This is a genomic window from Micromonospora sp. NBC_00898, assembly GCF_045207895.1.
In the GTDB taxonomy this organism is placed as follows: Bacteria; Actinomycetota; Actinomycetes; order Mycobacteriales; family Micromonosporaceae; genus Micromonospora.
This window is the reverse complement of record NZ_CP108775.1, coordinates 6,292,937-6,313,589: the sequence shown is the minus strand read 5'-3', so window position 1 is coordinate 6,313,589 and position 20,653 is coordinate 6,292,937. Positions and strand designations below refer to the sequence as shown.

Annotated in this window: 24 protein-coding genes and 1 pseudogene; 7 read left to right on the top strand and 18 right to left on the bottom strand. The window is 74.4% G+C overall.

The features are described from left to right. Position 1 precedes the first annotated feature (1 nt). From nadC to OG799_RS30630, 6 genes and pseudogenes are all read right to left on the bottom strand, one after another. Positions 2-898 (bottom strand): carboxylating nicotinate-nucleotide diphosphorylase, encoded by an 897-nt coding sequence (gene nadC, locus OG799_RS30655; RefSeq protein ID WP_406040058.1) that lies wholly within the window; start codon positions 896-898, stop codon positions 2-4. Beyond that, complete coding sequence (locus OG799_RS30650) at positions 895-2,589, bottom strand: L-aspartate oxidase (protein WP_406040056.1); 1,695 nt, start codon at positions 2,587-2,589, stop codon at positions 895-897. The genes nadC and OG799_RS30650 overlap by 4 nt, the downstream gene beginning before the upstream one ends. A gap of 61 nt (positions 2,590-2,650) precedes the next feature. Continuing rightward, positions 2,651-3,100, bottom strand: a pseudogene (locus tag OG799_RS30645) (septum formation family protein); the annotation flags it as partial. Positions 3,101-3,251: 151 nt separating this feature from the next. Beyond that, positions 3,252-3,680 carry an aspartate 1-decarboxylase gene (gene panD / locus OG799_RS30640; RefSeq protein WP_406040054.1) on the bottom strand — a complete coding sequence of 143 codons (429 nt, stop codon included), beginning with the start codon at positions 3,678-3,680 and terminating at the stop codon, positions 3,252-3,254. 34 nt (positions 3,681-3,714) lie between these two features. Further along, the gene (gene panC, locus OG799_RS30635) at positions 3,715-4,563 is read right to left on the bottom strand and encodes a pantoate--beta-alanine ligase (protein ID WP_406040052.1); all 849 of its coding nucleotides are present in this window, start codon (positions 4,561-4,563) and stop codon (positions 3,715-3,717) included. Then, a complete protein-coding gene (locus OG799_RS30630; RefSeq protein WP_406040050.1) occupies positions 4,560-5,537 on the bottom strand; it encodes a Rossmann-like and DUF2520 domain-containing protein in 978 nt (325 codons plus the stop codon). The genes panC and OG799_RS30630 overlap by 4 nt, the downstream gene beginning before the upstream one ends. A gap of 157 nt (positions 5,538-5,694) precedes the next feature. On the opposite strand from OG799_RS30630, the gene OG799_RS30625 reads away from it, so the two are divergent. Further along, positions 5,695-6,012, top strand: a complete 318-nt coding sequence (locus tag OG799_RS30625; protein WP_406040048.1) for a hypothetical protein — start codon at positions 5,695-5,697, stop codon at positions 6,010-6,012. Between the two features lie 32 nt (positions 6,013-6,044). Then, positions 6,045-7,094 carry an SAM-dependent methyltransferase gene (locus tag OG799_RS30620; RefSeq protein WP_406046456.1) on the top strand — a complete coding sequence of 350 codons (1,050 nt, stop codon included), beginning with the start codon at positions 6,045-6,047 and terminating at the stop codon, positions 7,092-7,094. A gap of 22 nt (positions 7,095-7,116) precedes the next feature. Here OG799_RS30620 and OG799_RS30615 read toward each other — a convergent pair whose 3' ends face one another. Further along, positions 7,117-7,377: a hypothetical protein gene (locus tag OG799_RS30615; RefSeq protein ID WP_406040046.1), complete on the bottom strand. Its 261-nt coding sequence runs from the start codon at positions 7,375-7,377 to the stop codon at positions 7,117-7,119. Between the two features lie 154 nt (positions 7,378-7,531). Between OG799_RS30615 and OG799_RS30610 the strand changes: the two genes are divergently transcribed. Next, positions 7,532-7,747, top strand: coding sequence for a helix-turn-helix transcriptional regulator (locus OG799_RS30610; protein WP_406040044.1), 216 nt, complete (start codon positions 7,532-7,534; stop codon positions 7,745-7,747). Between the two features lie 351 nt (positions 7,748-8,098). Next, entirely contained in the window at positions 8,099-9,262 is a 1,164-nt protein-coding gene (locus OG799_RS30605) for an NADH-quinone oxidoreductase subunit D (protein ID WP_406040042.1), read from the top strand. Positions 9,263-9,304: 42 nt separating this feature from the next. Here OG799_RS30605 and OG799_RS30600 read toward each other — a convergent pair whose 3' ends face one another. The 4 genes from OG799_RS30600 to OG799_RS30585 all read right to left on the bottom strand — a co-directional run bounded on the left by OG799_RS30600 (position 9,305) and on the right by OG799_RS30585 (position 13,824). Further along, positions 9,305-11,029, bottom strand: a complete 1,725-nt coding sequence (locus tag OG799_RS30600) for a hypothetical protein (RefSeq protein WP_406040040.1) — start codon at positions 11,027-11,029, stop codon at positions 9,305-9,307. Between the two features lie 132 nt (positions 11,030-11,161). Next, positions 11,162-12,166, bottom strand: a complete 1,005-nt coding sequence (locus OG799_RS30595; protein ID WP_406040038.1) for a glycine betaine ABC transporter substrate-binding protein — start codon at positions 12,164-12,166, stop codon at positions 11,162-11,164. Positions 12,167-12,356: 190 nt separating this feature from the next. Beyond that, the gene (locus OG799_RS30590) at positions 12,357-13,082 is read right to left on the bottom strand and encodes an ABC transporter permease (protein ID WP_406040036.1); all 726 of its coding nucleotides are present in this window, start codon (positions 13,080-13,082) and stop codon (positions 12,357-12,359) included. 55 nt (positions 13,083-13,137) lie between these two features. Then, the gene (locus tag OG799_RS30585; protein ID WP_406040034.1) at positions 13,138-13,824 is read right to left on the bottom strand and encodes an ABC transporter permease; all 687 of its coding nucleotides are present in this window, start codon (positions 13,822-13,824) and stop codon (positions 13,138-13,140) included. Between the two features lie 2 nt (positions 13,825-13,826). Here OG799_RS30585 and OG799_RS30580 point away from each other — a divergent pair, with 2 nt between their 5' ends. After that, positions 13,827-14,828 carry an ABC transporter ATP-binding protein gene (locus OG799_RS30580; RefSeq protein WP_406040032.1) on the top strand — a complete coding sequence of 334 codons (1,002 nt, stop codon included), beginning with the start codon at positions 13,827-13,829 and terminating at the stop codon, positions 14,826-14,828. A gap of 78 nt (positions 14,829-14,906) precedes the next feature. Here the strand turns inward: OG799_RS30580 and OG799_RS30575 are convergent, their stop codons facing one another. The 7 genes from OG799_RS30575 to folP all read right to left on the bottom strand — a co-directional run bounded on the left by OG799_RS30575 (position 14,907) and on the right by folP (position 19,560). Next, positions 14,907-15,407: a hypothetical protein gene (locus OG799_RS30575; RefSeq protein ID WP_406040030.1), complete on the bottom strand. Its 501-nt coding sequence runs from the start codon at positions 15,405-15,407 to the stop codon at positions 14,907-14,909. 86 nt (positions 15,408-15,493) lie between these two features. Beyond that, complete coding sequence (locus OG799_RS30570; RefSeq protein ID WP_406040028.1) at positions 15,494-15,796, bottom strand: hypothetical protein; 303 nt, start codon at positions 15,794-15,796, stop codon at positions 15,494-15,496. A 74-nt stretch (positions 15,797-15,870) separates the two neighbouring features. Further along, complete coding sequence (locus tag OG799_RS30565; protein ID WP_406040026.1) at positions 15,871-17,091, bottom strand: ABC transporter permease; 1,221 nt, start codon at positions 17,089-17,091, stop codon at positions 15,871-15,873. A gap of 118 nt (positions 17,092-17,209) precedes the next feature. Further along, a complete protein-coding gene (locus tag OG799_RS30560) occupies positions 17,210-17,740 on the bottom strand; it encodes a DUF3180 domain-containing protein (RefSeq protein WP_406040024.1) in 531 nt (176 codons plus the stop codon). 19 nt (positions 17,741-17,759) lie between these two features. After that, the gene (folK, locus tag OG799_RS30555; RefSeq protein ID WP_406040022.1) at positions 17,760-18,287 is read right to left on the bottom strand and encodes a 2-amino-4-hydroxy-6-hydroxymethyldihydropteridine diphosphokinase; all 528 of its coding nucleotides are present in this window, start codon (positions 18,285-18,287) and stop codon (positions 17,760-17,762) included. Beyond that, positions 18,284-18,643: a dihydroneopterin aldolase gene (gene folB, locus OG799_RS30550; RefSeq protein ID WP_406040020.1), complete on the bottom strand. Its 360-nt coding sequence runs from the start codon at positions 18,641-18,643 to the stop codon at positions 18,284-18,286. Before folB ends, folK begins: the two co-directional genes overlap by 4 nt. Next, a complete protein-coding gene (folP, locus tag OG799_RS30545; RefSeq protein ID WP_406040018.1) occupies positions 18,640-19,560 on the bottom strand; it encodes a dihydropteroate synthase in 921 nt (306 codons plus the stop codon). Before folP ends, folB begins: the two co-directional genes overlap by 4 nt. Before the next feature lie 358 nt (positions 19,561-19,918). Here folP and OG799_RS30540 point away from each other — a divergent pair, with 358 nt between their 5' ends. Together OG799_RS30540 and OG799_RS30535 are read left to right on the top strand one after the other, a co-directional pair. Further along, entirely contained in the window at positions 19,919-20,233 is a 315-nt protein-coding gene (locus OG799_RS30540) for a hypothetical protein (RefSeq protein WP_406040016.1), read from the top strand. Positions 20,234-20,245: 12 nt separating this feature from the next. Beyond that, positions 20,246-20,608 (top strand): hypothetical protein, encoded by a 363-nt coding sequence (locus tag OG799_RS30535; protein WP_091317037.1) that lies wholly within the window; start codon positions 20,246-20,248, stop codon positions 20,606-20,608. Positions 20,609-20,653: the final 45 nt, after the last annotated feature.

The following is a 20,653-nucleotide window of genomic DNA, read 5'->3' as shown; positions in this document are numbered from 1 at the left end:
CTCACTCCTCCCGGAGGTCCAGGGCGATGTCCAGGATGGGCGAGGAGTGGGTCAGCGCGCCCACCGAGATGAAGTCCACGCCGGTCGCGCCGTACTCGGCGGCCACCGGCAGGGTCAGCCCGCCGGTCGCCTCCAGCTCGGCCCGGTCCCCCACCGCGGCGACCACCTCGCGCAGCCGCGCCGGGGTCATGTTGTCCAGCAGCAGGAAGCCGGCCCCCGCCTCGACGGCCTCCACCGCCTCCGCGAGGGTGTCCACCTCCACCTGGACCGGCACGTCGGGGAAGGTCTCCCGGACCCGGCGGTAGGCCGCGCCGATGCCGCCCGCCGCGACCTTGTGGTTGTCCTTGATCATCGCGACGTCGTGCAGGCCCATCCGCTTGTTGGTGCCGCCGCCGGCGCGGACCGCGTACTTCTCCAGGGCGCGCAGGCCCGGCGTGGTCTTCCGGGTGTCCAGCACCATCGCCTTCGTGCCGGTAAGGGCGTCCGCCCAGGCCCGGGTGTGGGTGGCCACCCCGGACATCCGGCAGAGCAGGTTCAGCGCCGTCCGCTCGGCGGTGAGCAGCAGCCGGGTCGGGCCGGTCACCGTCGCCAGCACGTCGCCGCGCGCCACCCGCTGCCCGTCGTGAGCCACCAGCGACACCTCGACCGTACGGTCCGCCCCGGTCACCTCGCCCACCAGCTCGAACACGGCGGCGGCCACCGCCAGCCCGGCCACCACGCCGTCGGCGCGGGCGACCAGGTCGGCGGTGTCGTTCTGCGCGTCCGGGATGGTGGCGACGCTGGTGACGTCGAGGAAGTCCGGACCCAGGTCCTCGGCGAGCGCGTCGACGATCACCCGCCGTACCCGCGCCGGGTCCAGCCCACCGGCCCGCAACGCCCGTTCCGTCGACTCCCTCATTTCGGTCCCTCCCACTGCTGTGTCAACCGGCCCTGCCCACCGACGGCCGCGACCAGGTGGCCCAGCCAGCGCTCGTCGGCCGTCGGGAAGTCCTCCCGCCAGTGGCACCCCCGGGTCTCCCGGCGGGCGTACGCGGCGGCGACCAGCGTCGACGCCACCGTGATCAGGTTCGTCGCCTCCCAGTCGGCGGTACGCGGCACACCGCGTCCCCCGCCCAGCTCGGTCAGCGCGCCGGCCGTCCCGACGAGCGTCTCCGCCGAGCGGAGCACGCCCGCGCCCCGGGTCATCGCCCGTTGCAGCGCCGGCGTGCCCTCGGCAGGCACCACCCAGCCCTCACCGCCCACCCAGGCGCCGGTCTCCGCCGGACGGGCCTGCTCGGGCAGGCCGGCGGCGATGTCCTCGGCGATCCGGCGGGAGAAGACCAGCCCCTCCAGCAGCGAGTTGCTGGCCAGCCGGTTCGCGCCGTGCACCCCAGTGCAGGCGACCTCGCCGCAGGCGTACAGGCCGGGGATGGAGGTGCGGCCGTGCAGGTCGGTGCGGACCCCGCCGGAGGCGTAGTGGGCGGCCGGGGCGACCGGGATCAGGTCGGTGGCCGGGTCGACGCCGATGGCCAGGCAGGACGCGACGATGGTGGGGAAGCGCCCGGCGAGGAAGTCCCCACCCAGGTGCCGGGCGTCCAGGTAGACGTGGTCCGCGCCGGTGGCCAGCAGCACCCGGTGGATGCCCTTGGCCACCACGTCGCGGGGGGCCAGCTCGGCCAGCTCGTGCTGCCCGACCATGAACCGCTTGCCGTCGCCGTCGACCAGGTGGGCGCCCTCGCCGCGCAACGCCTCGGAGACCAGCGGCTGCTGGGCCCGGGTCGCACCCGGCACGCCCGCACCGGCCGGGGTGATCAGCGCGGTCGGGTGGAACTGGACGAACTCCACGTCGGTGACCGCCGCGCCGGCCCGCAGGGCCAGGGCGACCCCGTCGCCGGTGGAGACCGCCGGGTTGGTGGTGGCCGCGAAGACCTGCCCCATGCCGCCGGTGGCCAGCACCACCGCGCGGGCCAGCAGCGCACCGACGCCGTCCTCGCTGCCCTCGCCCAGCACGTGCAGGGTGATCCCGCAGGCCGGGCCGAGCCCGTCCGGGCCGTCGCCGGGGGCGCGGAGCAGGTCCAGCACCAGGGCGTGCTCGACCAGCCGGATCCACGGGTCCCGCCGGACCGCCGCGTGCAGCGCCCGCTGCACCTCGGCGCCCGTGGCGTCGCCGCCGGCGTGCACGATCCGGTCGGCCCGGTGCCCGCCCTCCCGGGTGAGCATCAGCGAGCCGTCCGGGTTCCGGTCGAACTCGGCGCCGATCCGCATCAGCTCCCGCAGCCGGGTCGGCCCCTCCTCCACCAGCACCCGCACCGCCGCCGGGTCACAGAGGCCGACGCCGGCGACCTCCGTGTCGTACGCGTGGGCGGCCGGGGTGTCCGCCGGGTCGAGCACGGCGGCGATGCCGCCCTGCGCCCAGCGGGTCGAGCCGTCATCGATGTTGACCTTGGTGACCACGGTGACGTGCAGCCCCGCCTCGCGCAGGTGCAGCGCGGCGGTGAGGCCGGCGACCCCGGAGCCGACGACGATCACGTCGGTGGTCTCCACCCAGCCGGGTGCGGGCGCGGCCAGCAGCCTGGGCAGGGCCGGCAGGTCGACGGTCGGAAGGTCCATGAGCACAGTCAACCCGAACGCCCCTCATCCCGGGCGGCGGGGGCGGGACGAGTGGTTTCGGCTACCTCGTCCGGACCGGCAGGCCGGCCGGCCCGGCACCGGCGAGCGAGGCGGTCACCGTACGGTCGCTGAGCCACAGGTAGCAGCGGACACCGCGCGGGTACGGGCGGTCCGGTGCCTTCCAGACCCCGACGAACTCCGCGTCGTGGCTGGTGCCGCAGCCCACCGGGGTCAGGGTGCGCACCCTTCCGCCGCCCGCGGTCCCGGTCCGCTGGCAGCCCAGCCGCAGCGCGGACGCCCCCTTCAGCGCATCCCGCAGGCGGCCCGTCCGGCTGACCACCTCGGCCTTCGCCTCGACCGTGCTCAGCTCGGCCAGGTCGCACCGGTACCAGCGGGAGCCGGCGCTCCAGCCGGGCGCCGACGGCACCGCCACGGCCAGCCGCAGCCACCCGGCCCGCCAGTCGTCACCGACGTACGCGCTGGCCCGGGTGTCGCAGTCGGCGAAGGCGCCCGGCCAGCAGCCCTCCCGCGACCAACTCGGCGACCAGCGTCGTCATCGCACGGCGCATGGCGGCCTCCCCCAGCCGACGACCGTCACATCGACGGCGCGATCAGGGTAACCAGAAATGACCTTCCGGTGACAGACCGCAATCTGTCGGGGGTCAGCCCCGGGCGGCGGCGAGGGGGTTGGGGATGGGGTCGCCGGCGGTGCCGGGGGCGGCGGTGGTGGGGTCCGCGGTCAGGTCGACGACCTTGTTGTCGGCGTCCACGTGCACCACCCGGGGCCGGTAGGCGCGGGCCTCGACGTCGTCCATCTGGCCGTACGAGATGAGGATGACCAGGTCACCGGGGTGCACCAGGTGCGCGGCGGCACCGTTGATGCCGATCACGCCGCTGCCCCGCTCACCCGGGATGACGTACGTCTCCAGCCGGGCCCCGTTGGTGATGTCCACGATCGCCACCTGCTCCCCGGGGATCAGGTCGGCCGCGTCGAGCAGATCCTCGTCCACCGTCACCGAGCCGACGTAGTGCAGGTCGGCCTGGGTCACCGTGGCGCGGTGGATCTTCGACTTCAGCATGGTCCGGAACATCGGGTGCCTTTCAGCGGGGTGTGGTGGTGGGTGTTCAGGAATGGGCGGCGAGCGGGATCGACATGTTGTCGATCAGCCGGGTGGCGCCGACCCAGGCCGCGACCAGCAGCCGCGCCGGACCGGCCACCGGCCCCGGCTCCAGGTCGGCGTCGGTGAGCACCAGGTAGTCAAGCCGGGCGCCCGGCGTACCGGAGTCGAAGGCCCGGTGGGCGGCGGCCAGCACCGCGCCGGCATCCCCGCCCTGCTCGGCGGCGGCGACCCCGGCGCGCAGGGCGGCCGAGAGGCTCAGCGCCGCCGCCCGCTCCGGCGCGGACAGGTAGCGGTTCCGGCTGGACAGGGCCAGGCCGTCCGGCTCCCGCACCGTCGGCACGCCGACGATCTCGACCGGCACGTCCAGGTCCCGGACCATCCGCCGCACGAGGGTCAGCTGCTGGTAGTCCTTCTCGCCGAAGAAGGCCAGGTCGGGGCGGGTGAGCTGGAGCAGCTTCAGGACCACGGTCAGCACGCCGTGGAAGAAGCCGGGCCGGCTCAGCCCCTCCAGGTCCTCGCCGAGCGGGCCCGGGTTGAGCCGCACCTTCGGCTCGCCGTCCGGGTACATGTCGGCCACCGAGGGGGCGAAGACCACGTCCGCGCCGGCCCGCCGGCAGATCTCCAGGTCCGCGTCGAGGGTGCGCGGGTACCGGTCGAAGTCCTCGTTCGGGCCGAACTGGAGCGGATTCACGAAGATCGTGACGATGACGTGGTCGGCCCGCTCCCGGGCGGCCCGCAGCAGGGTCTCGTGCCCGGAGTGCAGCGCGCCCATGGTCATCACCACGCCGACCGTGCCGGTCAGCCCGTCCCGCGCCGCCGCCAGCTCCTTGCGCGTGTGCACCAGCTCGGTCATGCCGCCACCCCCCGATGAGTTCCGCTCAGCACGTCCAGCAGCGACTCGGCGTCCGCCGGGCGCAGCCGGCCCGCGGCGATGGCCCGATCCGCGGTCCGTCTGGCCAACGCCAGGTAGGGGGCCACGGATTCCGGCGCGGTCGCCGCCAGCCGCTCCAGGTGTCGGCGTACGGTGCCCGCGTCGCCCCGGGACACCGGGCCGGTCAGCGCGTCGTCGCCGAGCCGCAGGGCGTTCTCCAGCGCCGCCCGCAGCAGCGGGGCGAGCACCTTCTCCGGCCGGTCCACCCCGGCGTCGCGCAGCCGGTCGGCCGCCTCGTTGACCAGGGTGACCAGGTGGTTCGCGCCGTGCGCCAGGGCCGCGTGGTACAGGGGCCGGTCCGCCTCCGCCACCCACTCCGGTACGCCGCCGAGGTCCGCCACCAGCCGGGCGGCGAACGGGCGCAGCTCCGCCGGGGCGGTCACCCCGTACGAGATGCCGGGCAGGCGGGTCAGGTCGTCCGGCGTACCGGTGAAGGTCATCGCCGGGTGCAGCGCGAGCGGCCGGGCGCCGACGGCGGCGGCCTGGGCGAGGACGGCCAGCCCGTGCGCGCCGGAGGTGTGCGCGACCACCTGGCCGGGGCGCAGCGTCCCGGTCTCGGCCAGCCCGGCGACCACGCCCGCGAGGGCGTCGTCCGGCACCGCCACGATCAGCAGGTCGGTGGCGGCACGGGCGACGGAGGTCGCGGAGCGGTTCGGGGTCTCCGGGAGCAGCAGCGCCATCCGGGCCTTCGCGGCGCCGGAGATGCCGGAGGCGGCGACCACCCGGTGGCCGGCGGCGGCGAGGGCCGCGCCGAGCACGGCACCCACCCGACCGGCGCCGATCACGCCGACGGTGAGGGTGCGGGGAAAGACCAGCGGGGCGCCGGCGGAGGCGCCACCCGACGACACGGCGGGCCCCTGCGGGGCGGCCGTACGCGGGCGCAGCGGTGCGCTCATGGCAATCGATCCAGTCCTACGTGTGGGTACCGGTCGACCGCAAGTATGCGCCGGGGTTACGGAACGAAAACAAGCATGTGTGAAAACCTTCACCGGGCGTGGCAAAGGGGTTTCAACGGTCACTCCGGGGCGCCGCCCGGCGGCTACTCTGCGGCCCGTGACAGAGCGGATCTTCGTCGACAGATACGGCATCTGGACCGAGGGCGTCCACGGCGTCGTCGGGTACGCCTGGGCGGAGATCACTGACGTCGGGGTGTGCGTCCTGGTGCTCCCGCCAGACGATCAACGGTTCCTCTACCTGGACGTCAACCACTCCTCCGGGGAGTTCCTGGAACTGAACGAAAACCTCGACGGGTTCCCGGACGCGGTGCGAGCAGTAACAGCCCGCGCCGGCCGACCGGCTCCCGAACTCGCCGAGTTCCGGGCGTCGGACGGCTGCGTCGAGATCTACCGAGCCCGTACGGTCGGCGGGTGACCTTCGAGGACCGGCTGCCCTGGCGGGTGGCGATGGACCGGGCGCTCTACCGGCCCGGCGGCTTCTTCGTCTCCGGGGCCGGGCCGGCCGCCCACTTCCGCACCAGCGTGCACGCCTCCCCGGTCTTCGCCGCCGCCCTGTTCCGCCTCCTCACCAGGGTCGACGCGGCCCTCGGGCACCCTGCTCGACTGGATGTCGTGGACGTGGGGGCTGGTCGGGGTGAACTCCTCCGGGCGTTGTCGGCCGTGGCCGCTTCCGGGTCCGCAGTGGGGGTTTCCGGGGAGCCGCCCCTCACCGCCCGGCTTCGACTCACTGCCGTCGAGCAGGCAGCCCAGCCCGAGGACCTGCCAGAAGAGATCGAATGGTCGGATCAGATCCCGAGCGGGATCACCGGGATGCTGATCGCCACCGAGTGGCTCGACAACGTCCCGCTGGACGTCGCCGTCCGGACCAGGGACGGCTGGCGCTACCTGCTGGTGGACCCGGCCACCGGCGAGGAGTCGGTCGGCGACCGGGTAAGCCTCGCCGACGGGGACTGGCTGGCCAGGTGGTGGCCGACCGCAACGGGCGAAGCCGGCTCGACCGGGTCGGGCGGTCCGGAACCCCCCGCCGCAATCAGTGCGCGGGCCGAGATCGGCCGGACCCGGGACGAAGCCTGGGCCGATGCCGTCAAGCACGTCGACCGGGGACTGGCGTTGGCCGTCGACTACGGGCACCTCCGGGAGGAGCGGCCGGTGGACGGGACACTCACCGGTTACCGGGGCGGGCGGCAGGTTCCGCCGGTGCCGGACGGATCGTGTGACATCACCGCGCACGTGGCCGTGGACTCGGTCGCCTTCGCCGGTGAGCGGGTCGCCCGGTGTGCGTACTCCTTGATCTCGCAGCGGGAGGGGCTGCGGGCGTTCGGGGCCGACGGCGGGCGACCGCCGCTGAGGCTGGCCGCAGAGGATCCCGCCGGGTACGTTCGCGCGCTCGCCGCCGCCTCAACGGTGGCCGAGCTGACCGACCCGGCCGGGCTCGGCGGGCACTGGTGGCTGCGCCAACCGGTCAGCGTCGAACCGGACGCATTCACGGCGCGATGACTGGTGCAAGAGCCATCCGGAACTAGAGCACACGCCCTGGCCGCCGCCGCGACAGACGCGGCCCGACCTGCCGCAGGTTCTGCGTCTCCGAGTACAACGCCGCGTTGATCGCACCGAACGCCACCTCGGGAGCGCGCTTCGCCCGGTCGAGGTCCTCGGTCACCCGGGCGATCAACGCCATCCGGCAGCGCATGTCCAGCAGCTCACGCCGCGAGCACTGGAGCGCGGTCTCCAGCCCCTTGACCCGCTCGCGCAGCCATTCCAACTCGGTCGCCTGCTCCACCCGATGTTCCCTCCGGTCGGTGAGGTGGGCGACCGCCCGCCGGGTTCGGGTCCTCCACCAGACGGCCACCACGGAATCACTCTGGGCCACTCGAACGGTCTGCGCAAGTAGGTAGACCCAATTCGACACTGCCGGATCGGCCTACGGTCGCCGTGTGGGTGACGTCCCGGGTCCGCTGGTCGGCCCGCACGAGCTGCAAGAGCTGCTCGGCGTGAGCCGCACCCGGATGCGCCAGCTCGTCCGCTACCCGACCTTCCCCGAGCCGTTCCAACGCCTGCACGGCACAACGGTCTGGCTGCGCGCCGACGTTGAGGCGTGGATCGCCGAGCACCGCCCGCCCCGGGTCACCGACGGCGACGAAGCCGACTAACCAACCCGACGCGCCCCGGAAGCCCTCCTCCGCCTCCCGGGCCTCCACCCCGCCCTGACCCCCGGCGGAGCGCCGCGAGGTCGCCGAGAGCCACGGGAGACCCACGACGACCCCGCCGCAGTACGGACCGGCCCCACCCCGGAGCAGTGTGGGGTGGGGCCGGAGTCTCTGCCCGTCAGTACGTCGTGTGCTGCGACCCCGACCTGCCGCCGCCCTCACCCCGTGGCAGCGCAAGACCGGCTGAGCAGCCCGGACCCCAACAACACCCCAAGCCAGAGGCCCTGCCGGGACCACCGGCAGGGCCTCTGGCTTGGGCGGGGACTGTTATCGACCCCCGCCTCTCATGACACGATGACCGGCATGACCACGAGCGATCTCCGCGAACTGACCGTCGGCACCGGCGCGGGCGGCGAGCAGCTCGGCACCGACATGGTGCTCAACATCGGGCCGCAGCACCCGTCCACGCACGGTGTGCTCCGGTTGAAGCTGGTGCTCGACGGCGAGCGGGTGGTCTCCGCCGAACCGATCGTCGGCTACATGCACCGAGGCGCGGAGAAGCTCTTCGAGGTCCGCGACTACCGGCAGATCATCGTGCTGGCCAACCGGCACGACTGGCTGTCGGCGTTCTCCAACGAGCTGGGTGTGGTGCTCGCCGTCGAACGGCTGATGGGCATGGAGGTGCCGGAGCGGGCCACCTGGCTGCGGATGGCGCTCGCCGAACTGAACCGGGTGCTCAACCACCTGATGTTCCTCGGCTCGTACCCGCTGGAGATCGGCGCGATCACCCCGGTCTTCTACGCGTTCCGCGAGCGGGAGACCATCCAGGCGGTGATGGAGGAGGTTTCCGGCGGCCGGATCCACTACATGTTCAACCGGGTCGGCGGCCTCAAGGAGGAGGTGCCGGCGGGCTGGACCGGGCGGGCCCGCGCCGCGATCGGCGAGGTGCGCCGGCGGCTGCCCGACCTCGACCACCTCATCCGGCGCAACGAGATCTTCCTGGCCCGCACCGTCGGGGTGGGGGTGCTCTCCGCCGCCGACGCCGCCGCGTTCGGCGCGTCCGGGCCGGTCGCCCGGGCCTCCGGACTCGACCTGGACCTGCGCCGCGATGAGCCCTACCTGGCGTACGACCAGCTCGACGTGCCCGTGGTCGCCAAGACCGCCGGGGACTGCCACGCCCGCTTCGAGGTGCTGCTCGACCAGGTGTACGTCTCGCTCGACCTCGCCGAACAGTGCCTGGACCGGGTCGACCGGCTCACCGGGCCGGTGAACACCCGGCTGCCCAAGGTGGTCAAGGCGCCCGAGGGGCACACCTACGCCTGGACCGAGAACCCGCTCGGCATCAACGGCTACTACCTGGTGTCCCGGGGCGAGAAGACCCCGTGGCGGCTCAAGCTGCGCACCGCCTCGTACGCCAACGTGCAGGCGCTGGCCACGCTGCTCCCCGGCTGCCTGGTGCCGGACCTGATCGCCATCCTCGGCTCGATGTTCTTCGTGGTCGGCGACATCGACAAGTAGCCGGTCCGGCTCGACCGTTGCGGGCTCCGCCTCGACGGGCGGTCAGCGCCAGCGGTCGGCGGACCGCGCCCCACCGGCGCGCGGCACGTCGTCCTGCGGCGGGTAGCCGTACCGCTGCTCGCCGCGCGGCCGGCCGTACCGGACCGGCTCGGGCTCGGCCGCCCGCCACTCGCCCGCCGACTGCGCGGTGCGCTGCGTCGGGGGACGCCACTCCTCGGGTACGGGCATCCCGCCGACCGGGAGCGCCGGACGACTCTCCTCGGCCCAACCGCCACCCCAGCCGGCCTCGGCGTCCCGGTCCTGGTCGCGGCGCGGCTCACCACGGCGTACCGACGCCCAGCGGTCCTCGACCCGGAACTCGGTGCCGGCGCCGTCGGCGTGCACCGCCGCTCGCCGCTCACCGACCCGCACCTCCTGGCCGTGCTCGTCGTCGCGGACCGAGGCCCACCGGTCCCCGGCGCGCAACTCCGACCAGTAGTCGCCGTCCGGGTCGTCCGACGCCGCGACGGCGGCCCGGCCGGGTTGCTCCGACGACGCCCAGGACCGGTCGTCACCCGCGCCGCCCTGACCGGCCCAGGACCGGTCGTCCCGGGGCCCACCCTGCCCGGCCGGCCAGCCCCGGTCGTCGCGCGGCGCGCCGGCACCCGCATGGTCATCCTGGGCCGCGCCGGCCCAGCGGTGGTCGTCGGCCGGGTCACCCGACCACGGCCGATCGTCCCGGTCGGCTCCCGGACCGGACCAGGCCCGGTCGTCGCGGGCACCCGGCTGGCCGGCCCGGTACCGGTCGTCGGCCGACCAGCCCCGGTCGTCCTCCTGCTCCCGGTGACCGGCCCACGAGCGCTCCTCCGACTCCGCGCCGCCCCAGGCCCGCTCCTCCGGAGCCGGGGACCACCGGCCGGCGTACCCGCCACCGTAGCGGTTGCCGGCCGCCGGGTCGGCGCCGTCCACGATGGTGTGCCGGGTGGTGACGTGCACGGTCTCGGTGTGGTGCACCACCCCGACCTGGCGCGGGGCCGGCTCCGGGCGGGCGTCCGGCTCGGCGGCGCGCGCGGCGCCGTACACGCCGGGCTGGGGGCGCTCAGCGCCGTAGGCCGCGGGGCGTTCGGCGCCGTAGCCGGCGGGGCGTTCGGCGGCGTACCCGGCGGGGCGCTCGGCGCCGTAGCCGGCGGGGCGCTCGGCGGCGTACCGGCCAACGGGCTGGGGGCGGCGGGTCGCCTCGTCCTCGTCCCGGCGGTCGGCGGCGGGCTGTCCCCAGCTCGTCGAGGCCGCGTCCTGGGCGGCGTAGCGGCCCCGGCCCGGCGCCTCGCCGTACGTCTCGACGGCCGGCACCCGGGCGCGGCCACCGGCCTGCTCGTCCGCGGCCGGGGCGGTGATGCCCGCGGCGGCGGCGATGCCGGCCGCCGCGGTGTCCAGTCGGCGCCGCAGCGCGGTGACCGACTCCTGGGCGCGCTGGGCCTGGTCGAGTGCGTGGTTGCCGCGCTGCGCGGCGGCCACGATCTCGCCGCGCAACTCCCGGCGCAGCTGCTCGATCTCGTCGAGCAGGTGCTCGGAGCCCGCCGACTCGCCGCTCTCGGCGCGCAGCGCGATGGAGAGGCCGATCAGCACGACGGCCAGGATGGCCAGCACGGCGCCGAAGCGCAGCGGACCGTTGCCGTCGGACACGAGGAGGATCAGCGCCGCCATGGGCGCAAGCCCCACACCGATCCAGAACAGGACGGTCAGCAGTGCGGAAGGGCGCTTCTCGGCGGGCGCAACCGGGGCGGGCATGGCTGTGCAGACTACCGAGAGTTCCGGCGGCAGGGAACCGGCTGAGCGCACCGATCTAGCAGGGACGGCGCGCCCGTGACGCGGCCGCGGGCGGTCGCCGACGGGCCACCGGGCCCGTCGGCGACCGGTGGGTCAGCTGGCGGCGAGCGCCCCGTCCGACGAGAAGACCAGGCCCACGCTCGCCTGGCCGGTCTTCAGGGCGTTCTTGGTCTGCGGACCACCGGCGTCCAGCGAGCTGAACGAGCCGGCCTTGAAGTTGTAGACCTGCACCAGGCCGGCCTGGCACTTCGGCCGCTGCGGGCACTCCGGCGGGCCGGCCAGCACGGTGGCCTGGCCGGAGCACTTGCTCGCCAGGTCGGAGAGCGTGGCCACCTTGTACTTGTCGGCGAAGGCCTTGGTGACGGCGAAGGCGTTCTGGTCCTGCGCGGCGGACGGCTTGCCGAAGGTGATTCCGGCCTTGTCGCCCTCCGTCTTCAGCGCGCTGACCGTCTTGTCCAGCTCGGGCGCGGAGACCGGCTGGGCGTCCTTGCCGTTGGCCTTGGTGTTCAGGAACTCGGCCATGGTGGCCGCGTACTCCGGGACGACCTGGATCTCACCCTTGGCCAGGGCGGGCTCGTAGAGCTCCCGGTTGCCGATCGTCTGCACCTTGACCTGGTAACCGGCCGCGGTCAGCGCGATCTTGTAGAGCTCGGCGATGGTCTGGCTCTCGCTGAAGTTGCCCGCGCCGACCGTGACCGCGCCGCCCGGGCCCTTCTCGATGCCCTCGGTCAGGTCGTTGGAGTCGGCGAACTCCTTCGCCGCGACCTGCGGAGTCTGCCGCTCGACGTCGACGGCCTTGTTCAGCTCGATCAGCTTCGGCGTGTCCAGCTTCTCGGAGACCTTGTCCAGCGCGGCGACGAGCTGCGGGCTGGCGGCCTTCGCGTTGATCGCCGGAATGACGTTGTCGGTGTTCTGGAGCTTCTTGTCGTCGGTCAGGACGACCAGCTGGTCACCCTTGACCGGGGCGCAACCAGCCCCGGAGGCGCCCTTGTCGGGCGCTTCGGTGCCGGACGAACCGCCCTTGCCGCACCCGGTGAGGAGCCCGGCCGCGGCCAGGGCGCCGACCGCCCCGATGGCCAGCCTTGTACGTGCGCGCATCAAAGCCCGCCTTCCGTGTCCCGGCGCGGCCCTTCCGGGCCGGCCGCGTGTCCGACGGGCGATCGGTCCACTGATGCGCCCGCGAGGTCCACCCAACATCTTGCCCGGGGGGGCCGACAACATGTGGCGACCTTCGTCACTGGATCGTCGCCGGATCACCGGCGGGCGCCCGTCGGGGCGTACCGGCGGGTCAGCCGCCACCGGTGACGGCGTCCGCGGCCCGGCGGTCCGCGCCGCCGCGCGCCCGGCGCAGCGGGCGCGGCGTGACCACCCGCTCGACCAGCGCGAGGAGCAGCTCCACCAGCACGGCGAGCCCGGCCACCAGCACGCCGCCGGCGATGATCTGACCGCCGCCGGCCGCGATGTCCAGCCCGAAGCCGGCCCGGATGATCTGCCCCAGCCCGCCGCCGTTGACGAAGGACGCCAGCGCCGCCGTGGCGACCACCTGCACCGCTGCGGTCCGGAAGCCGGCGGCCAGGTACGGCACGGCCAGCGGCAGCTCCACCCGGCGCAGCAACTGGCCGCCGGAGAGCCCCATCCCCCGCGCCGCGTCCCGGGCCTCCGGATCGGCCTGCCGCACCCCGGTGTACGCGTTCGCCAGCAGCGGTGGCACCGCGAACACGGCCAGCGCGACCACCACCGACGGCCGGCCGAAACCGAGGAAGGTCAACGGCAGGATGGTCAGCAGGGCCAGGGTCGGGACCGCCAGGGTGACGTTGGAGATCAGCAGCACCGCGCCGCCGCCCCGGCCGGTGTGCCCCAGCCAGAGCCCGATCGGCCAGGCCACCAGGCAGCCCAGCAGCACCGCCGCGGCGGAGATGCTGAGGTGCTCGCCCAGCCGGTCCAGGACGCCGCCCGGGTTCGTCCAGTTCAGCGGGTCGTTCAGCCAGCGCACGGCCTGCTCGATCGCGTTCACCGGGCCGACCTTCCGTTCGCGACTGCGGGGCTCCGCTCCGCTGCACTCCTCGCGCTCACGAGACCCGCCCGCGCAGCCACGGGGTGAGCAGCAGGCCGATCCCGGCCAGGACCAGGTCCAGCACCAGCGCGAGCAGGACGCAGAGGAGGGTGCCGGTCATGATCTGCGCCTTGTAGAAGTTGTTCTGGAAGCCGGCGAAGATCAACTGCCCAAGGCCGCCGCGACCGACCACCACCCCGACCGTGACCAGCGCCACCGTGGAGACGGTGGCCAGCCGCAGCCCGGTGAGGATGCCGGGCAGGGCCAACGGCAACTCGATCCGGAACAGCCGGCCCCAGCGGCCGTACCCCATCCCCTCGGCGGCCTCCCGGACCTCGGGAGGCACCTGGTTCAGCCCGGCCACCGCGTTGCGGACGATCACCAGCAGGGCGTAGAGCACCACCACGCTGAGCACGGTCACCACGCCGATGCCCAGATAGGGCGCGAGGAAGGCGAACAGCGCCAGCGAGGGGATCGTGTAGAGCACGCCGGTGAGCGCCAGGATCGGCCCGGCGAGGGACCGGAACCAGTAGGCCGCCACCGCCAGCGGCAGCGCCACCACCGCGGCGATCAGCACCGCCCGGGCGGTCAGCGAGGCGTGCTCGCGCAGCGCGGCGACAATCGTGTCAGAGTTGTCCCGCACGTACTGCCAGGAGAACCACGGGTTCTCCGGCTCGGCCCGGTAGGTCAGGTGGAGGGACACAGGTGGACGTTACCCCGGGGACCACCGGCGACGCCGGACACGGCGCTGCCTCCATCACGCTCGAGCGCATCCGCAAGCGCTACCCGGACGGTACGGAGGCGGTGCGGGAGCTGAGCCTGGAGGTGAAGGCCGGCGAGCTGGCCGTGCTGATCGGCCCGTCGGGCTGTGGCAAGTCCACCGTGCTGCGGATGATCAACCGGCTGATCGAGCCGACCGACGGCCGGATCCTGCTCGGCGACGACGACGTCACCCGGGTCGACCCGGTCGGGCTGCGCCGCCGCATCGGATACGTGATCCAGAACGTCGGCCTCTTTCCACACCAGACCGTCAGCGCGAACGTGGCGACCGTGCCCGGCCTGCTCGGCTGGCCCCGGGAGCGGACCCGCCGGCGGGTCGACGAGCTGCTGGAACTGGTCGGCCTCGACCCGGCCCAGTTCGGCCGCCGCTACCCGCACGAGCTCTCCGGCGGCCAGCGGCAGCGGGTCGGGGTGGCCCGGGCCCTCGCCGCCGACCCGGTGGTGCTGCTGATGGACGAGCCGTTCTCCGCCGTCGACCCGATCGTCCGGACCCGCCTGCAGGAGGAGTTCCTCCGGCTCCAGGCCGAGGTCCGCAAGACCATCGTGCTGGTCACCCACGACCTGGACGAGGCGGTCCGGCTGGGCGACCGGATCGCGGTGCTCTCCCAGGGCGGCCACCTGGAGCAGTACGACAGTCCGGCCGCCATCCTCGGCTCGCCCGCCTCGCCGTTCGTCCGCGAGTTCGTCGGCGCCGACCGGGGCATCCGCCGGCTGGCCGTCACCCCGGTCACCCGGGAGGTGCTCGACCCGCTCCCGGCGGCCGACGGGGCGGACCTGCCCGCGGTGCCGCTGGGCGGGTCGGCGTACGACGCGTTGGGCGTGCTGCTCACCTCGGCCGCCGAGCACGCCGTGGTCACCGAGGACGGACGCCCGGTCGGGCTGCTCAGCCGGGACCGGGTGCTCGGCCTGGGGGCCGTGGCGGGCTGACCCGGCCGCCGACCGGCCGACGTCGGGCCCGGCCGGGCGCGCTCCGCGTCAGGCCCGGCCCCGGCGCCGGGGCCGGGCTCAGGCGCGGCCGCCGAGGCTGGCGGTGCCGACGATCCAGCCGGCGAAGAAGCCGTACGTGGCGCCGGTGCTCGCCGCCTGGAAGGCCGCGAGCAGCGACCCGTCCGGCCCGAGCAGGGCGGCGAGCAGCCCGGTGAACCCACCCGCCAGGACGTACGCCGCCCAGCCGGAGAAGAACTGGCTGACCGAACCCTGCACCCGGGCCACCTGCGCGGCGGGCAGCAGGTAGAGCAGCGCCGCCGCGACGACCACCATCAGCACGGCCCGCAGGTCGGTGGCGAACACCCCCTGCGCCGGGTCGTCGGAGTGCAGCCGCCAGGCCGGCCAGGCCAGCAGCCGCAGGAACCAGCCGCCCGCGCCGTTCGGGTCCGTGTGGTCCTGGACCCACCCCCCGTACGCGGGGCTGCCGCCGACCCCTACCAGGAGCAGCGCGGCCAGGGTGCCGGTGCCCGCGGCGGTGCCGTAGCCGCTGACGGTCCGGGGGCGGTTGGTGAGGGCCATGGGGCGGTCAGTTCCCGGCCCGCGCCGCCGGGCAAACCTGCGCGTACGCGCGACCGCCGCGGGCCGGCGGACAGCCATCAGGGGAGTCAGTGCTTCATCAGGTAGTCGATGAAGGCGGCCCGCAGCAGCGGCTCCGACTCCTCGTAGCCGTGCCCGGTCAGCTCCCGCCACAGGGCGTTGGCCTCGTCGATGATCGGCCCGACCGAGTTGGGCGCGCCGTCCAGCGCGGCGGCCTCGTCCGCGTTCGGCAGGTGCCGCAGCACCGACCAGAAGAAGCCCGCGTCGCGGCGCTCCCGGGCCAGGGCGAACGCCTGCTCGCGCAGCTCCTCCGTGGAGAGCTGGTCGAGCTGGTCGAAGGTACGGCCGCCGGTGGCAGGAGTCTCGGTCATGCCGCCGAGCCTAACCGGCGGGATCACGCCCGGCCCGCCGGACGCGGTCGCTCTCGCCGACCGGCCCCGACCGGTCAGCGGTCGTCGGCGTCCCAACGCTGCGGGCCGGTCTCCCAGCGGTGCGCCTCCCACGGGTCGACCGTGGTCTCGGTGGCCCGTACGGGCAGCACGCCCGGCCAGGTGTCGACCGGGGCGGACCGGGTCAGCGCCCAGCCCGTGCTGATCGTGCCGTCCCCGGCCGGCATCCGCTCGGCCGCCTCGCCGCCGGCCGTACGCGGTCGGCCCATCGCCTCGACCAGCCGGGTGACCAGCAGCCCGCCGCCGAGCGCCGCCCCGCCGACCGCCCACCGGCTGACCGTCCAGCCGCGGGCCTGCGCCCAGGCGAGGAAGACCACGACCAGGCTGACCGCGAGCAGGGTGCCGAGGACTCCGCCGCGCCGGCCGTACGCGCTGGTGCCGGCGAGCATCGCCGTGCCGACGGCCAGGATCGACCAGTCCAGCCCGGAGGTGGGCGCCACCGGGCCGGTGCCGTTGGTCGCGATCAGCACCCCGGCGAGCATGGCCAGCACGGTGGAGCCGACCAGCGCCAGGGCGGTCACCATCGCGGCGACGGTGCCACGGCGCCGGGCCGGGTCGACGACCGGCCGGAACCGGCCCACCAGCCGCCGGATCGCCTTGATCGCGCCGAACAGGCCGCCGAGGACGGCCACCGCGGCGAAACCGGCGAAGAGGTTGACGGCGGCGCCCCGGGGGTCGTACGTGCCCTGCACCACGACCGGGCCGGTGCGTCGCTCGATGTAAACGATCACCCCGGCCGCGCCCGCCAGGCTGGCCGCCCAGCCGGGCACGTGCAGCACCACCACCGCCAGGGCGAGGGCGGTGCCGCCCAGGGCGGCCACCGCCAGCGCCGGGAGGAGCGCCTCCCGCAGGCCCCGGTCGCCCTGCTCGGCGACGTGCAGTGCGGCGGCCACCGCGACCGGGCCGACCGCCAGGTTGACCGCGGCGGCGCGCAGGCTCAGCCCGGCGGCGAGGGCCAGCAGGCCCAGCGCGACCACGTCGACCAGCAGCGACTTCAGGCCGTCGCCGCGCAGCGCGTCCGCGTTCTCCCGCCAGAGCAGGTACGCCATCCCGGCCAGGCCGGCCAGCAGCACGAACTCCCAGACCACATGGACGGCGATCCGGTCCCGCCCGGGCTCCCCGTGCAGCGGGTCGTCGAAGACGTTCTCCAGCAGCGCGGCGGGCACGCCCGACGACGGCTCCGTCGGCGCGTCCCGGCCCGTTTCGTCGTACGCCATGAGCCGCGCCTCCCACGTCGCCGGCCGTCCGTCCCGACGCCCGGGCGGACCGGCGGCGGCCATTGCTTCCGGTCGCCAGGCACGGTACCTCCGGGCCGGGGTGGGGGGAAGCCCCTGATCAACGCTGGCCGGGGCGGCTCTCCCGGTCGCCGGGCTGGCGGTCCTCGTCGTCCTCCTGCTCCGGCACCCGGCAGGCCCGCTCCAGCCAGAGCGCGGCGGCGACCAGGGCGAGCGACGCGAGCAGCCCGGCGGCCGCGGCCGGCCGGTCGCCGACGGCGGCGTTGGTCCGCTCGATGAAGAGCCACCCGGTCAGCCCCGCATAGAAGCCGGTGAAGATCGCCGCGACCAGTGCGGACGCCTTGGCCAGCACCACGAACCGGGCGACCAGCAGCGGGTTGAGCGGCTCCCGGCCCGGCTTGCCGTCGATCTTGCCGCGGGTGTTCACCGCCGCGTAGGCCTCCAGCACCGCGAGCCCGGCCAGCGTGACCACCGGCAGCCAGGGCAGGTTCGGCGCGACGTCGTAGTAGAAGCTGCTGATCAGCAGCCAGGCCACCGCGGCGGCGGCGAGGGCGGCCACGACCAGCGTGGAGATCCGGGTCGGACCCATCCGGAAGCGGTCGGGGTCGCGCGGGGACCGTGCCTGGCTCATGCCGTCCGGCTCCAGTGGGTCATGTGTCCGACTCTAACGCCAGATCCGCCCGGGGACTGAGTTCCAGCGCGTCGGAGGCGAGCGGCTCGGCGTTGAGCAGGTCGGTCAGCCAGCCGTGGCCGGGCAGCCGCCCGTGCGGCTCGATGTCGATCCACGGCCGGAGCACGAAGGCCCGCAGGTGGGCGCGGGGGTGCGGCAGGGTCAGCTCCGCCTCGTCGCTGAGCACCGGCTCGCCCGCCTCGTCCCAGACCGCGATCACGTCGACGTCGAGGGTGCGCGGCCCGAACCGGCGTTCCGGGTCGCGGACCCGGCCGGCCGCCGCCTCGGCGGTTCGGGCGCGCTCCAGCCAGTCCCGCGCGGTCGCCGCCGGGTCCACGGCCAGCACCACCGCGTTCAGGTACGCCGGCTGTGCGGTGTCCCCCCACGGTGGAGTCTCGTACACGCCGGAGACCACCCGCACCGCGTCACCGAGCGTGCCCACCGCCGAGCGCAGGTGGTCGAGCCGGTCGCCGAGGTTGCTGCCGATCGACAGCACGGCCCGGGTCACCGGGTGCGCCGCATCGTGACGGCCACGTCGGCGAAGGCGTGCGGGATCGGGGCCTCGGGCTTGTGCACGGTGACCGTGGCGGCGCCGACCAGCGGTTCGGCGAGGCAGACGGCGAGCAGCCGGTCGGCGAGCGTCTCGATCAGGTTCACCGGCTCCCCGGTGACCACCGCGACCAGCCGCTCGGCCAGCTCGCCGTAGTGCACCGTGTCGGTCACCTCGTCGGAGCGGGCGGCCGGGGCCAGGTCGAGTTCGAGCACCGCGTCGACCACGAACTCCTGCCCCTGGGCGCGCTCGAAGTCGTAGACGCCGTGCCGGCCGCGCGCCCGCAGCCCGGTCAGCTCGATCCGGTCGGTCATGCTCCCTCTCCCTTCGCCGCTCCCGCCGGCCGGCCCGCTCGGCCTCCGCCCTTCCCGGCGGCTTGGTCGGCCGGTCCGGCGGTCAGGCGCGGGCGGCCGGTGGCGGCCCAGACGGCGAGCGCGTCGGCGGTGGCGCGGACGTCGTGCACGCGGACCCCCCAGGCGCCGGCGGCGACGGCGAGCACGCTGGTCGCGACGGTGGCGGCCTCCCGTTCGGCGGTCGGGCGGGGGGTGCCGTCCGGGCCGGCCAGCAGCCGACCCAGGTACGACTTGCGGCTCGCGCCGAAGAGCAGCGGGAAACCGAGTTCGAGCAGCTCGGGCAGGCGGGCGCTGAGCTCCCAGTTGTGCGCGGCGGTCTTGGCGAAGCCCAGCCCGGGGTCGACGATGATCCGGTCGGCGGCCACCCCGACGGCCAGCGCCTCGTCCACCCGCCGGCCCAGCTCGGCCCGGACGTCGGCGACCACGTCGGTGTAGCTGGCCAGGTCGCGCATCTCGCGGGAGTGCCCCCGCCAGTGCATCAGCACCCAGGGGCAGCCGGCGTCGCGGACCACCCGGGCCATGTCCGGGTCGGCGAGGCCGCCGGAGACGTCGTTGACCACGTCGGCCCCGGCGGCGAGGGCCGCCTCGGCCACCCGGGCCCGACTGGTGTCGATGCTGACCGGGATGCCGGCGGCGGCCAGCTCGCGGACCACGGGCAGCACCCGGGCCGTCTCGGTCTCCGCGTCGACCCGGTCGGCGCCGGGACGGGTCGACTCCCCGCCCACGTCCACCAGGTCCGCGCCAGCCTCCCGCAGTCGCACTCCGTGTCCGACGGCGGCGTCGAGATCGGCGTATCTGCCGCCGTCGGAGAAGGAGTCGGGCGTGACGTTGAGGACGCCCATCACCACCGGGGCCTGCGCCCGCACCAGATCGGTCACGACTAGACCGTACCGGTCGCCAGCAGGGCCTCCGGCGACCCCGCCCCGGACCGACGGCAACGGCCCTGACATGCCGATTGGAACAGGTGTACGATCGGTCGTCCGGGTCCGATCGGGGCGACTCTTCGCGGGTTGTCGCAAAGGTGGCCGGGCCGTACGCTTTGGAATTGGCCAGCATCGAGATGGCGAAGCCCTGGAGGGAGGGCCGAAGCGGGAGTAATTCCCCCAAATCTCACCACTCTCCGTGGTGGGTAACGAACCCAGCGTTGCTGACGCTGCGCACAGTGAGCACCGATCCCGCCAGGCTTGACTACTGCACCACCGCGGCGTCGCCGGCCGCGACATGGGGAGGTTTCCAGTGATCGCCATCGAGCTCATGGGGACGGCGTCGGCCGCCGTCGACCACGCGCTCCACGCCCTGGCGTCGACTCCACTCGCCGAGCCGGCGCCCAAGGGCATCGACACCGAGGGTGTCGTCACCTTCTTCGCCAGCAAGATCGCGCCGATCCTGCTCGCGGTGCTCGGCGTCATCTTCATCGGCCGCGCCAGCCGCGGCGAGATCTCGAAGGTGTTGACCAGCTCGGCCATCGCCATCGTCGGCCTGGCCTTCATCGCCGGCGCCGCCACCCTCTTCTTCGTCGGCGACTACCTGATCAACCTGATCTTCGAATAGGCGCGGGCGACCATGCGGCTGCGCACCGACGACGACATCTACCGGGCCCGTCTCGTCTACCTCGGGCCGCCCGGCTACACCCTTCCCGTGCACCTGCCGTACGCCCAGTACGGCCTGTTCATGCTGCTCGTACCCCTCTACATGTTCATCCACTGGCTGTTCACGCTGCAGGTCGAGCTCTTCCCCGCGTGGGAGATCTCGCTGGCCATCGTGACCACCTCGTTCATCTTCCGGTACGTCGACCCGGACCGGCCGGCGCGCATGGTCATCCGCACCGCGCTGACCGACTGGCGACGCACCCGGGAGCCGGCCGCCGAGCTGCGCGACCCGCGCCTGGTGGCGAGCCGGATCAGGATCCGGGAGGAACTGGCATGACCGGGCGTACGCCGATCGGGCAGAAGAACGACGCGGGTGAGGCGG